At 24.9% G+C, this 14,004-nt stretch carries 13 protein-coding genes; 11 read left to right on the top strand and 2 right to left on the bottom strand.

What is annotated here, in order from left to right; all coding sequences use genetic code 11:
* The first annotated feature begins 75 nt into the window (after positions 1 to 75).
* Genes BCB68_RS01725 through BCB68_RS01710 form a run of 4 tightly spaced genes read left to right on the top strand, consistent with a single transcriptional unit; the run spans position 76 to position 5,612 of the window.
* Positions 76 to 2,133, top strand: a complete 2,058-nt coding sequence (locus BCB68_RS01725; protein WP_094079256.1) for a type IV secretory system conjugative DNA transfer family protein — start codon at positions 76 to 78, stop codon at positions 2,131 to 2,133.
* A gap of 37 nt (positions 2,134 to 2,170) precedes the next feature.
* On the top strand, positions 2,171 to 2,554 hold the full coding sequence (locus tag BCB68_RS01720; RefSeq protein ID WP_094079255.1) for a hypothetical protein: 384 nt from the start codon (positions 2,171 to 2,173) through the stop codon (positions 2,552 to 2,554).
* 54 nt (positions 2,555 to 2,608) lie between these two features.
* Positions 2,609 to 5,194 carry a TraG/VirB4 family ATPase gene (locus tag BCB68_RS01715; protein WP_094079254.1) on the top strand — a complete coding sequence of 862 codons (2,586 nt, stop codon included), beginning with the start codon at positions 2,609 to 2,611 and terminating at the stop codon, positions 5,192 to 5,194.
* 19 nt (positions 5,195 to 5,213) lie between these two features.
* Positions 5,214 to 5,612 carry a hypothetical protein gene (locus BCB68_RS01710; protein ID WP_094079253.1) on the top strand — a complete coding sequence of 133 codons (399 nt, stop codon included), beginning with the start codon at positions 5,214 to 5,216 and terminating at the stop codon, positions 5,610 to 5,612.
* 93 nt (positions 5,613 to 5,705) lie between these two features.
* Here the strand turns inward: BCB68_RS01710 and BCB68_RS01705 are convergent, their stop codons facing one another.
* Positions 5,706 to 6,539 (bottom strand): hypothetical protein, encoded by an 834-nt coding sequence (locus BCB68_RS01705; protein WP_094079252.1) that lies wholly within the window; start codon positions 6,537 to 6,539, stop codon positions 5,706 to 5,708.
* 153 nt (positions 6,540 to 6,692) lie between these two features.
* Positions 6,693 to 7,868 carry a glycosyl hydrolase 108 family protein gene (locus tag BCB68_RS01700; protein ID WP_094079251.1) on the bottom strand — a complete coding sequence of 392 codons (1,176 nt, stop codon included), beginning with the start codon at positions 7,866 to 7,868 and terminating at the stop codon, positions 6,693 to 6,695.
* Between the two features lie 691 nt (positions 7,869 to 8,559).
* Between BCB68_RS01700 and BCB68_RS01690 the strand changes: the two genes are divergently transcribed.
* From BCB68_RS01690 to BCB68_RS01660, 7 genes are all read left to right on the top strand, one after another.
* Positions 8,560 to 9,339, top strand: coding sequence for a hypothetical protein (locus BCB68_RS01690; RefSeq protein WP_094079249.1), 780 nt, complete (start codon positions 8,560 to 8,562; stop codon positions 9,337 to 9,339).
* A gap of 25 nt (positions 9,340 to 9,364) precedes the next feature.
* Entirely contained in the window at positions 9,365 to 9,646 is a 282-nt protein-coding gene (locus BCB68_RS01685; RefSeq protein ID WP_094079248.1) for a hypothetical protein, read from the top strand.
* A complete protein-coding gene (locus BCB68_RS01680) occupies positions 9,643 to 10,371 on the top strand; it encodes a hypothetical protein (RefSeq protein WP_094079247.1) in 729 nt (242 codons plus the stop codon). Before BCB68_RS01685 ends, BCB68_RS01680 begins: the two co-directional genes overlap by 4 nt.
* 71 nt (positions 10,372 to 10,442) lie before the next feature.
* Complete coding sequence (locus tag BCB68_RS01675) at positions 10,443 to 10,685, top strand: VirB3 family type IV secretion system protein (RefSeq protein ID WP_094079246.1); 243 nt, start codon at positions 10,443 to 10,445, stop codon at positions 10,683 to 10,685.
* 39 nt (positions 10,686 to 10,724) lie between these two features.
* Complete coding sequence (locus BCB68_RS01670) at positions 10,725 to 11,537, top strand: TrbG/VirB9 family P-type conjugative transfer protein (protein ID WP_094079245.1); 813 nt, start codon at positions 10,725 to 10,727, stop codon at positions 11,535 to 11,537.
* Between the two features lie 16 nt (positions 11,538 to 11,553).
* Positions 11,554 to 12,963, top strand: a complete 1,410-nt coding sequence (locus tag BCB68_RS01665) for a TrbI/VirB10 family protein (protein WP_157697342.1) — start codon at positions 11,554 to 11,556, stop codon at positions 12,961 to 12,963.
* A gap of 25 nt (positions 12,964 to 12,988) precedes the next feature.
* Complete coding sequence (locus tag BCB68_RS01660; protein ID WP_094079243.1) at positions 12,989 to 13,969, top strand: hypothetical protein; 981 nt, start codon at positions 12,989 to 12,991, stop codon at positions 13,967 to 13,969.
* Positions 13,970 to 14,004: the final 35 nt, after the last annotated feature.

Raw genomic sequence — 14,004 nt, 5'->3', positions numbered from 1 at the left:
CATGGGAAAACAATTTATATTTCCCAGAGTCCATTTTTTTTAAAAGCAAAAGCCTTTGCAATTTTTTATCTCATAATGTTTAATTTAGTAATTTTAATTTTTTACTTTATTTTAAAAAATAAAAAAAGAAAAAATGATTCACATGGTTCAGCAAAATGGGGTGGTATTGAAGAAATTGACTTTAAACCAGGAAAAGATAAATATTTTGGTGTGAGCTTAAAATCTGATAAAGGTGTGGTTTTGGGAAGATTTAATGGAATAACTTTGCGAGATAATAATAAAACTCATATTTGTGTTACAGCGCCAACTCGAACAGGAAAAGGAGTTTCTATTATAATTCCGACACTTATTGATTCTTGGAATGAAAGTGTTGTCGTACTTGATATTAAAGGGGAGAATTATCAGCTTACTTCAGGTGCTAGAAAAGAAAAATTTGATAATTTAATTTTAAGATTTGCTCCAAAATCAAAAAATTCGTGTGGATATAATCCGCTTGGAGAAGTCAGATTTTTGACTGAATACGAAATGGAAGATGTGAGACTTATTGTCGATATAATTATGCAAGATGACAGCGGCGGAGGAAAAGATCCTTATTGGAATAATTCGGCGGCAGATTTGTTAATTGGAATGATTTTTTATGTGATGTATAAAAAATTTTTGCAAAATCCAAAATTTCTTTTTGAAAATGGCGAAAAAAAGCCAGTATCTAGTGCAAGTATGGCAGATGTGGTCGATTTTATAACAGATCCAAATTACACGGCACCAATAAAAGAAATAATTTTACAAAAGGCGCAGGAAGAAGATATGATAGAAAAATTTGGAAAAGATGAAGAAATTAAAGAATATGTCAGAAATAAATTATTTCAAATGTATCCGAATGATGCTGAAATAATTAGAGGAGGAAGACATCCAAAAGCAGCAAGATACCTTATGGAAAAAGGAAATTTGCCAGAGCAGACTTTAGGTTCTGTAATTGGCTCAGCAAAAGTTAAACTTTCGATTTTTGAAATTCCAGTTGTAAAAGAGAATACAGATCACAGCGATTTTAGAATTTTTGACTTAATGAATTACAAAAAGCCAGTATCACTTTATTTAGTTGTACCACCTGCTGATATAACTTCGCTTTCGCCATTAATAAAAATACTTTTGCTGCAAATGGTAAATATTCTTACTCCAGAAATAGATTATATCAATAAAAAAGGACATAAATGGAGAATGCTTTTGCTTTTAGATGAATTTCCAGCAATTGGAAAGTTGGAAATTTTGGAAAAGGGAATTGGGTATGTAGCTGGTTATGGGATGAAAATGATGTTAATTCTCCAGTCGCTGGATCAGTTATTTAAAATTTATGGAAAGGAAAATGGTTTTTTGTCAAATTGCCAGACACAAGTTTTTTATACTTCAAATGATGAAACTACTTCAAATTATGTTTCAAAACTTTTGGGTAAAGAAACGGTGGAGCAGTTTACTCAGTCAAATAAGACAATTGGAACGATTATAAAATCTGAAAGTCAGCAATTTCTGGGAAAAGATTTACTTACGCCAGATGAAGTTGGAAGATTTCCGAGTGATAAGATAATAGTTAAACTTGCTGGAAGAAATCCAATAAAAAGCGATAAAATTGTCTATTTTGAGGAAAAAGAGTACAGTGATTTGACAAAGATTCCATATATTTACACAGAAAGTTGTTATGATAAAGAAAAACAATATATAAAACTTTCTGAAGAACAGCAAAAAAAATATAAAGATTATTCGTATAACTACATTCCTTACAAAGTTGCGCTAAAAAATATGAAAAAAAATGTAAAAAAAATTTATAACGAAATAAAAATATTGGAACAAAATATTGAAAAACTTGATAAGAAAGAGCTGGAAGAATATAAGAGAAGTAGAGAAAATTATATAAAAAATAGTAAAGGAATAAAAAAATATATTGAAATTTATAACAAAATTCAAAAAGAAGATTTTTTAAAAAAAGAAAATAAAAAAGATAAAAAAGAAAGAAAACTATCTTTTTCAAAAAGTAAAAAAAGTAATATTAAAATTAATGATAAAGAAGAAATATATGAAGTTGATGATTTGATAAATAATATTAATTTTAAAAATATATTTAAAAATAATTCTAAAAACTAAAATAAATTAAAATATTTTTACGAAGGGGGAAAATTTTATGAAGAAAATATTTTTATTTTTAATTTTTTCAAGTTTTGTTTTTTGCAATCAAAATGAAAAATCAAAAATAGAAATTATTGATAATTCGATTGATAATTCAAATGATGAAAATAAAATTTATGAAAATAGTGATTTTTTAAAAATTCAGTTACGAAAACATAAAAATGTGAGGGAATTTTATTATTTTTCGAGATGGCACAAATATTTAAAAGAAGTTGAGGAAGAAAATTATAGAAAAAAAGAATATGAAAATGCGATTGCTCAATACGAAAATGATTTGAGAAAATATAATGAAAAATTGAAAAGTAGTGAATTTAGCGAAGTTCCAGAAGGAGAAGCGGTGAATATTGAAAAAATAAATCAAAATTTAGAAGATGAATAATTTGTATTTTAAAATATAAAGTATTTTTTTTAAAAAATTTTTGAAAGGGGAAAAATGAAAGATAAAAATAAAAAAAGAAATTTTTTTGTTTCTGAAAATTTTAATGACAAATTTAAATTGACTGCAACTAATGACAGCGTGAATTTTTATATTCCGTATAGAAGAATGATTGATAAAAATACACTTTTACTGAAAAATGGAGGATTTGCCAGAATTTTTGAAATTATTAATAAAGATTTGGACTATGTTGATGATATTGATAAAATTTTAGAAAATTTGAATGAAACATTGAAGGAAGTCGATAGCGGAGTTATTTTTCACTATGAAACGCAAAAAATCCCAATAAAAAGAGAAGAAGAAAAAATAAGTGATTTTTCTCCAATTCCTACGATTATTGGTCATAAAATGCGAAGTGAGCTTTTTAAAAAGAAAAAATTTTATAAAATTCGTCATTATTTGACAATTTCATATTTGTATGATTACACAAAAGAAAAAAATATTGATGAATTTTTGTTTAACGAAGGAATTTTTAAGAAAAAAGATTATTTGAAACAATTTGATAATTTGATTAAAGAATTTAACAGAAAATTGGAAGATATTTTATTTAGGCTTGAGTATGCAGTTTTAGACATTAAAGTTTTGGAAAATAGTGAATTGTTAAATTTTTTATACAGAACGATAAATCCAAATTTGCCATTAGTTAATTTGAAAGTTCCACCGTTAAGTTTTCCAATTGATGAATGGTTAAGCTGTTCACAGATGAAAATTGAAAATGGTGCAATTAAAGCAAACGATTCGTATACAAAAGTTGTGAGTATAAAATTATTTTCAAGCGAAGTCGTCCCACAAATATTTTCAGAACTTGAAAAATTAAAATTTTCGTTTAGAAGTGTGACTAGATTAATTGGACTTTCTAAAGAAGAAGCGATTTCTTCAATAAAAAATATTGAAAAATATCAGTTTGGAAAAAGATACAATATGATTCAAATTGTTTTGAATGCGTTTAATAACACTCGTGGGAATATTGACAACGGGAATGAGAATAGAATTAAAAAAACTTATGAAGCAAAATATGCAAGAGAGGAGCTCGAAGCGGACAAGGTTTCTTATGGATATTACACTTTTACTGTGATAATTTCAGACAAGAATTTGAAAAAATTAAACGAAAAAGTTAATTTAGTCATTAGAATTATAAATCGCCATGGTTTTACTTGCTTAGATGATAAATTAAATGTAAAAGATGCTTATTTTGGGGCAATGCCGTCCAATATAAAGCAAAATATGAGAAAGAGTCCAATGAATTCTAAGTCGCTAGGATATATGCTTCCAATTTCTTCAGTTTTTGAAGGGAATGACTGGGATGAACGTATAAATGCGCCAAATTTGTTTGACACGATAACGAATGACAGAATTTTTCATTTTAATAACAAAGTTGATAAAGATGTTGGACATACGCTTGTGTTGGGACCTACGGGAAAAGGAAAATCTGTTTTGCTAGGAACGATGGTTCTAAATTTTTTGAAATATGAAAGTAAAGTTTTTAGCGATAAAAATGGTAAAAATTATGAGAAAAGTCCTGCACAAGTTTTTGTCTTTGATAAAGGAGCGTCATCAAAAGTTTTGACAATGGCTTCAGGTGGCAGATTTTATGATTTAGGAAGTGAAAACCACATGGCGTTTCAGCCACTCAGAAATATTCATAAGTTAAAAAATATGGAATTTGCGATGGATTGGGTGATGGGACTTATTGCACAGGAAGATGAAAATTTAGCAAAAGATGTGGTGAATCGGAAAAAAATATATGATGCATTGATTTCACTATCTAAAATGGAAGTCAAAATGCGTACAATTAGTACACTTGTAAAACTTGTGCAAATTCAAAAATTAAAGGAAGCATTAAGAGTTTATTCACAAGAGGGAATTTATGGGAGTTATTTTGATAATAACAGTGATGTGATGGAAGATACAAATTTTTTAACTTTTGAAATGGGAGCAATTATGGAAAAACCTAAAGTGCTTTTGCCAATTTTGGAATATTTGTTTTTTAAAATCGAAAGTGAAAAATTGGGAAAAGATATTCCAACTTTGATTATTCTTGATGAATGCTGGGTATTTTTGCGTCATGAAAGAATGAAGGCAAAAATTGAAGAGTGGCTAAAAGTTTTAAGAAAAGCAAATGCTGAAGTTGTTTTTGCGACACAGTCATTAAATGATATAGAAAAATCAAGTATAGCTGCTACAATAAAAGATGCATGCATGACAAAAATATTTTTGCCAAATGAAAATGCGCTAAGTACGCACAAAAAACTTTATGAAGGTTACAATCTTTCACAGATTGCAATTTCCACGTTAGATAAAGCATTTGGACAAAGGCAGTATCTTTATAATTCCAAATATGGAACAAGACTTTTTGAGCTGAATTTGTCAAAACTTGAATTGGCATATGTCGGAGCTGGAGATGATACATCAAAGTCAGTGATAGAAAATTTGTCAAATATTTATTTGGAAAAATATTCAAAAATAGACGAGAAAGATAAATATTTAAAAAATTTAAATAAAGATTATTTAAAATATAAATATGAAGAAAATAAAATAAGTTTTGAAGATTTACAAATTGCAAATAAAATATTAGAAAAATAAAAGTTTAAAGGGGGAAAAAATGAGAAAAAATTTTACAACAGTAATAGTTTTATTAATATTTTTATCAACAAATTTAATTTATGCAGCAAATCAGCAACTTTTGGGAATGTCGGTGAATACAAATACCAATATGGCGACAAATACGGTATTTAACAGAGTTTTAGGTGGAATAATGGGTTTTCTTCCTTGGATTCAGTGGATTGTTACGGCAGGAGGATTACTTATGTTTGCAATTTCAGTTTTTAATTTATATAGAGGACAGCAATTAGATTTGGCAGAATTATTCAAAAATTTAGTAATTTATGGAATTATTATAGGTGGAACCTGGTTTGGTCCCAAACTTATTTCTGATATGTCAGGCGCAAGTGATTCTTCCCAAGCTCAATCTATAAATATATCTCAGATATATATTAAATAAAAAAATAAAGACTTTCTTTATTTGAGTTAAACTTTTTATCTTGATTTTTTGTATTCAAGATTTTTGGTTAAGTTCATCTTTAAGAGAGTCTTTTTAAATTTTTGTTCCAATTTGATTAATAGTTTTTATCATATTTTTTATTATTCCCATCAAAAGAAAAATTGCAATGATATATACAAATTTTCCACCAATTGAATAAATAAATTTTAAATATCCAACACATATTCCAACCAAAATAAATGTTAAATAATATTGAATTGAAGTCGAAATAAGAATTTTTGGGATCATAAGTCCATAATTTTCTCTTAGCGGTTTAAATACTAAAAATATAAATGAGATTCCTGAAAAGATATAAATTAAATGGACAGTTAAAATAAGTTGCAGAATATCACTAAAAAATATAATAATAACAAAATACATAAAAATCTTTAATAATATTAATATTATTGTAGTGCCTAAATTACTTTTTAAAATCCATTCTAAAAATATAGTCCAAGTATCTTTTAAGATATAAATTCGTCTTGGAATTTCTTCCAGAGTTTTCCAGAGAATATCTAAATTTAATAAAGTTCCATTTTCAATAAATAAATTTTTTCCTTCAATTTGAAAATTAAAAATATATTTTGGAATTTTTTTAAAGATTACAGGTTCAATAATATTTTCCAAAATATTAAGTCCGCTTATCCAGTTTATTAAAATAAAAAATATAAATCCAAAAAAAATTAATTCATTTGTGAGTTTTGATATTACTTTGGACGGATTATCTTCAATTGAAATTAAAAAAATTTCGTAGAGAATATTTAAAACCATAAGAATAAAAACGATAAAAATAATATTTAAAATTACAATTTTCATTGAGCTTTTTCCAAATAAAATTACATTTTCAATATTTTTAGCAATTATGCTATTCCCATAATTTATAATCATAAATTTTTCCTCAAATTTTCCTTTTTTGTTTTTATTTTTTAAGTATAAAAAAATTTTTTATAATGCAAAATGTACCTAATATTTTAAAAAATTTTTAGGCACATTTTATAAATTCTAGAAACTAGATTAAAAACTAAAATAATTTTTTTAAAGTTATCTAGTGAATGACTGTGAATTATTTTTAACAGTATTCATATTTCTAATAGTATTTTCTTTAGTAGAAACTCTATTTTGCCATCCTTTTAAGAAAACTTTATTTTTTCCATAAGCAATACTATTGTAATACTTTCTTTGAGAATTATGATATTCTTTTAAGAAAGTTTCAGGATTTATCTCATTTAATGCTTCTAATGTTTTTTCACCGAGTACACCATCTACTTTTAAGTTGGTACCATTAATTTTATTTAATGTTTCTTGAGCTTTTCTCACTCCGTAACTACCAGAATTTACTGAAAAATCACAAATGGAAAGGGCAATTTTATCATTTTCAACTTTGTCTAACTGATTTTTTTTATAATAGTCTTCTTCATAGATTTTTTTTGCAAAATCTAAGGATAAATTGCGCATATCGCCTTTATATCCATGACTTCTAGCTTCTCTTTCAGTAATCCCGTATTTTGTTTTTCCGCCGCTGTCGTTCTTGTCGTTGGAATAACCACCTTCCACTTTTAAAAGATATTTGAAAATTTCTTCAAAACGACGGTCGTTATTCTGGATAGTTTTATGTTCTTCGGTTTTACTTACAACTTTGTTTTTTATTGCGACATCTTCCAAAGAAATTCCTCCCTTAAAATCTTTTCTAGCGTCGATGTTTCTTATTCTAATTCCGACTCCCGCTTTAGCTGGAGTGTTATTTCTTGAGTTACCGCCTCCAGATTCCATAATTTTTCCATCTCCCATGTAAACTGCTACATGATTGACTTCGTCTTTGCCGTAAAAGACTAAATCTCCAGGTTTTAATTCGGATTTTTTTAAAGTTTTAGATGTAAATTTGGATTGCTCAGAAGAAACTCTTGGAATCTTTAGTCCAGCATTTTTGTAAATACTTTGGGAAAACCCAGAGCAATCATAATAATTTGGTCCTTGACTTTCCCATGCATATTTTGGTCTTGGATTTCTGTTGTATATTTTTTGAGCATTCTCTAATACATCTTTTCTCAATTCTTCGATTGATTTTTCTTTATTTTCTGTTTTTGAAGAAATTTCAGATTCTTTTTTTATGATAGAATTTTCAGTTTTAGTTTCATTTTTTTTGAAATTTTGTAAATTTTTTTTATCAACTGAATCTAAAACATCTATTAAGATATCCATATTATTTTTATTTACCATAAAAATCCCCCCTATTTTATATTACTTAAAATAAATTAAATAAAATATATATTTTACATTTTTATTTTACAACAAAATATTAAAAAAAGTCAAATTTTTGAAAAATCATATCAAGTATTGATAATTACACATTTATTTCACTTTTCTATATAAAAAAAATATAAAATATTTAAAAAAAATTAAAAATTTTGATTTTTTCTATTGAAATAAATTAAAAAATATAGTAAAATTAATTTATAAGATTAATATAAAATTAAAAAATGGTGATAAAAAATGGAAGGACTAACTTTGGTTTTAATAATTTTAGAAATATTATTTTTGTTTTTTGTAATTTCAAAAGAAAACAATTTGTATTTAAAAAAAATTTTTAAAACGATGGAAGAAAATTTTGTGAAAAAAAGTAAACTTAAGATTGAGTTTAAAAGAAAACAATTTGATAAAAAAAATTATATCATATTTTTTGTAATTTTTTTATTTTCATTGTTTTTAGATGCAAAGATGATAATGATAATTTTTATTAGTTTTATTATGTTTTTTCTTTTGAAATTACAAATCTCATACGAAAAATTTTCTGAGATATTTGTAAATTATAATCCGAATATAAAAAAATATAATTTTTATTTGTTATTTATTCTTTTTTTACAAATGATGATAATTATTTTAACATTTTTTATTTCAAGGTAGGTAATTTATGAAAAAAAATATTAGATTTATTTATTTTTATACTTTAATTTTGTCTGAATATCAAAAAAATAAAATTAATATTTTGAAAAAAAATAATTTTTTTGAATTTAAAAATTATAAAATTTTAAAAAATAAAAAAATTAAAAATATAAAAAAATATAAATTTATTGTGAACTATTTGGAAAAAATTTTAAATTGTGAGGTTAATTTTAGAAAAAATAAATATTTAGAGGAAAAAATTTTTTTAGATTATGAAATTGAAAATATTAATTTTGATGAAAGAATTATTATAAATATTGAATTTTCTGAAAATATCGAGAAAGAAAAAAGCTATTTTTTTATTTATTCCAAAATATTTGTTATTTTAGTTACTTTTGAAAAAATAAAAAAAACTGAATATTTTATTTCATTAAATAAAAAATTCAAAAATTTGTATTTAAAAATTGTTGTCGATGTAATCTATTTGATTATTTTTTCTGGAAGTTTTATTAGTGAAAATCTTGATTTTATCGAAGAGAAAGAATATCTTGATATTTTTTTGGAAAAAACAGAAAATTATTTCTGGTTTGTAAATTCAAACGATTTTTATGATTTTTCTAAAATTAATTTTGAAGTTTTGAAAGAAGCGCAAAGTTATATAAATTTATTTAAAAGGGCACTAAACGATGGATGTTTTTATTGCGGTAAAAATTTTAAGTTTTATTTTAATAAGAAAAATATGGCAAAAAAAATAGAAGAAATAAAAAAACTAAAAGAAAATATTGATTTTGAAAAAATAAATATTTAAAAGTTTTTAGAAAGGGTTAACATGGATGAAAAACAAATTGGAAATATTTATTGAAAATAAAAGTGAAGAATTAAAAAAAATTATGAGTGACAATGAAATTGCAAATTTTCTTGAAAAAAATGAATTAGATGGCATTTATGACGATAATTTTTTGGAGAACAAAGCGTTAGTTATGAAATTTTCAGAAATTTTTATTTGTATGTATTTTCAGAATAAAGGAGAAAAAGTTAGGCTAAAAACAAAAGTGAATAAATTGGAAAAAGAAATTAAAAAATTAACTTTTAAAAAAATTAAGGGGAAAAAATGAAACTTACTGGAAATTTTTATTTAGAAAATGAAAAGATAGCTTTTTTATTTGTTGTTTTAGATTTTGGCAAAAAAAATATTTATCTTCAGTATAAAAATAAAATTTATGATTTAAGATATTTAATAAATAAAATTAAAGATAAAAAAATATTTTTTTTAATTAAATTATATTACGAAAATAAAATTTTTGAAACTCATATAAAAAAAGTGATAGAAAGTACAGAATACAAAAAGAAATTTTTCAAATTTTTTGAACTTATTATAGAAATTGAATTTGTTAATTCAAATTTTTCTTTGGTAATTTCAAAAATAATCGAAATTGAACCAGATTTTGATGAGAAAAAAAATACTTTTTTGATTTATGCTGTTTTAGCTAATAAAATTATTTTAAAATATAACGAAAAGATTGAAATTTTATATAAAAAATCTAAAATTGAATTGGGATATTATAATTCAGATTTTAGTAAAGTTTTTAAATTACTTGGAACATATGTTGAACTTCAGAAAGGTTATAAAATATTGCAAATTTCAAATATTGTAAATTCAAATTGTTTTGGTTTAAAAAGGGAAAAAACTATTGAAAATTTTGAAAAAAGTGGTTTCTTTAAAAGAAATAATGATGAAATTGTTGAAAATTGGATTAAAGATGAAACTTTTGAAAAAGTAAGAGAAAAATTTGATGGAATTTTGGAAGATGAGATAATCAAAGAATTATTGAATTTTTAAAATATAAAAAAATTGAAAAAATTTAAAGAAAGGAAAGTACGAAGTTTTAATATTTTTCGTACAAGAAAATTATGAAGAAAAGACAGATTTTTTCATCACTTATGGATGAAATGGAAATTATGGGAGTTCCTCTGCAAATTTTTAAAATAATAATGGGATTTACGGGAATCTTGTATGTTTTTACAAAAAATTTTATGGCATTTGTAATAGCGGCAATTCTTATGGCAGTTTGTAGAATTATTTGCTTTGGTGACAATTATAGAATAAATTTATTGTTTAAATATTTTACTGATGAAGATGAGCTGGATGCTTAAAAATTTTTGAGATGAAAAGGAGGAAAATGAAAAAATAGTATGAAAAAAATAAATAAAATAAATAAAATTTTGATAAAGGCATTAATTTTTCTTATATTTGGAATTTTTATACAAGCTGAAGAAAATAAAGAAAATTTTTTGAGTCAAGAAAGTATTTCTAAAATGCAAATAAAAAAATTGCTTTCCGGAAAGCAAGATGCGATAAAACGGGTTGCGACTACTTTTGATTACTATTCTGACAGCATTTATGACATTTATGTCACGCCAGATTTTGTCACGATGATAAAGTTTGATCCAGAAGAAGAGATTATCGCTGTTATTGGTGGAAATAATTCTAATTTTGAGATGGAGCAGGAATTTGGAGGAGAAGATAATTCTGTTTATTTGTTTGTCAGACCCACAGATCTTGATATAACTTCAAATGTTAATGTCATAACAAATAAAAGGATTTATATGTTTAATTTGTATTCGACTCTTGAAATATTTAATCCATTTGTGAAATTTAATTATTTGACTTCTGAAAATGATATGAAGACAAAAATTCCAGTTAAAAAAGACTTTAATAAAAACTCTATTTTGATGGATGTCAATAAAATGGATTCAAATTATATGGTGACAAATAAAAATTTACCTTTTGCTCCGACGCAAGTTTTTACTGACGGGATAAAAACTGTCATAATTTTGCCTGAAGAAATACAGGAAGCGCCTGTTATAATGGTAAAAGGAACTAGTGGAAATGGTTTTGAGGTGGTTAATTTTGAATATGAATTTAATAAAATAATTGTTCATAGGAAAATTAAGGAAGCGGTGCTCAAACTTGGGAAAAAACAAGTTAGAATTAAACATAAATAAAAGGGGGAAATTGAAAATGGATGAAGATAATTTGAAAAAATATGAAGATGAAGATTTGATAATTGAGGAAGCTGATGAAACTGAATTGGAAGACGACATTGGAGATATTTCAGATTTTGAAGATGAATCAAAAAAAGATTTAGAAAAAGGTGGAAAGTTTAAGAAGAAATTGCCAATCTATGTTGCAATTGGTGGATTTTCAATAATCGTGGGACTTCTTGCAATTCCTGGTGTGATAAAAAATTCAATTAAAAAAAATAAAAATCAAAATGAATTAAGTCAAAATATGGAGCAACCAGTTTATGATGGTGAAGTTGATCCAGAAGAAGCTCAAAATAAAAATCTTAATTTAGGAAATCAAAATGAGAGTAGTGCAATAAATGTAAATGAGCCTTGCGATACAGTTAATTTAAATAATCCGAATAACATTAACAACCCAAATTGTGCAAATATTTCAAATAATCAAAATATAGCTCAAGCTCAGAATGAGAATCAAAATGAATCTCAAAGTAAAAATCAAAACGAAAGTCAAAATAAAATTTCCAAAACTCAAAATCATTCAAGTAAAAATTTTGAAGCTCAAGATTTTTCGAAAAATGAAATACAAAAAAAAATTAATAAAAATATTTCATCCGATGAACAAAATAAAATTTACTCCTTTAGAAATATTTCTAAACCTGAAAAACCTGAGTATCATCCAAGAAATATAGAAAAACCATCATCTGGAGCGTTAAATTCATTGAGTAAAAATGATAATTCTAGTTTGAGTGTTGATAAGAGTGATAAAATTGATAAAAGTGCTGAGAAAAAGATAAGAACGAAAGCTAAAGCAAATGGGATAAATACTTTTTCACTGCAACAGGGAAGTTATATTCCAATTGTAACTTCAACAAAAATGAATAGCGATACTCCCAGTTATTTTATGGCTATAGTTTCTGAAAACGTCTATTCCAAAGATGGACATCACAAAATTCTGATTCCGATGGGAAGCAAAATAATTGGAAATTATTCCACACTGAAAAATAATAACGATACAAGGATGCTTATGATGGTTGACAAAATTATTCTTCCAAATAACAAGACGGTTGTTTTTGAAAAGTCAAATGTGATTGACTTAAAAGGAGAAATTGGTGCAAAAGGAAAGTTGAATACAAAACTAACTCAAAGGATTGGAAAATCATTGCTCGCACTTTCATTTAGCGTGGCAGATTTAGTGCTGGATTATAGAAAGACTAGAGTTGCACGAAGATATCCGTCAAGATGGGATGAAATAATAACAGATCCTGTAAATACAGTAAAAGATTCGATGGAAACAATAGATAAGGCTTGGAATTCAGTAAAAAATCGGATTAAAATACCAGTTGGGACTAAATTAAATGTTTTTACAGGAAATGAAATTGTTTTGGAAGAATATAAAAGAAGTTAATTAAAAAATTGAGAAAAGAGAAATTATGAAAAAAAATAATAAAAAAATTTTTAAAATAGAATATCGGATACTCTCAATATTTTTTGGAATATGTAATTTTTGTTTTGCTGATACAAATTACAAAGGATTTGAAAGACTATTTAAAGAAGGAGCCAAAATTGGTGGTGGGAGTGTAATTGAAAGAATGGTAAATTCACTTTTTTATGGATTAATTGTTTTGTATCGGGGAATTTCATCAAAGTTAAGTCAAATTTTAGGTTTTATTATTTTGGCGTTTATGATTATAAATATTTTAAAAATAATTTTGCAAAATGTGGAAAAAGTAGATTTGTATTCAATATTGAAAATGCTTCTTCCAAGTTTTATAAAAAATTTAATTCTTGCTTTTATTTTTATTACGCCAGTGAGTTACAAAATAAATCTTGGTTTTGAAAATACTTTTGGAAACAAAACAGTAAAAGGGACTTTATTAACTGAATTCACAGAAATATTTTTTTCTATGTTTTATAAATTAGGTTTAATAGTTTTTAGCTCCGAGAAATTTAGAAATATAACTCCAGGAAAGTTAGCCGATAATTTTATTTCAACACCGCTTAATTTGTTACAAAATGTACTAAAGTTTAAAACATTTTTCGCAATATTTATAAATATCGCCAAAATAATTTTATTAATTTTCTGCGTTTGGATTTGTGCAAAAATTATTTCAAAATATATTGTAATTATTTTTGAAACATTGATGTTAATGATTTTTTCAACTTTTTATTTAATATTTTTTCTTTTGGAAAGTACATCACAAATTGCTCAAAAAGGATTAAATATAATAATTATACAAATAATCACAATTTTTATGGCTGCTGCAATGATGGGAGTATCGTATCAATTATTAAATTTAATATCAGTTGGAAATAGTATACTTGGAATTTCTTCACTTGTGATAGCACTTATGTTAGCAGAAAAAACTATTGAAAATATAGATTTTATTGCGATGACTTTGACTAGTGGTTAAGCAGTAAATGAAAGCTAGTAATAAATTTTTAGAAT

This window comes from Leptotrichia sp. oral taxon 498, assembly GCF_002240055.1.
Classification (GTDB): domain Bacteria; phylum Fusobacteriota; class Fusobacteriia; order Fusobacteriales; family Leptotrichiaceae; genus Leptotrichia; species Leptotrichia rugosa.
Note: the sequence above shows the minus strand (reverse complement) of the source record. Positions and strands in the feature narration are given on the sequence as shown.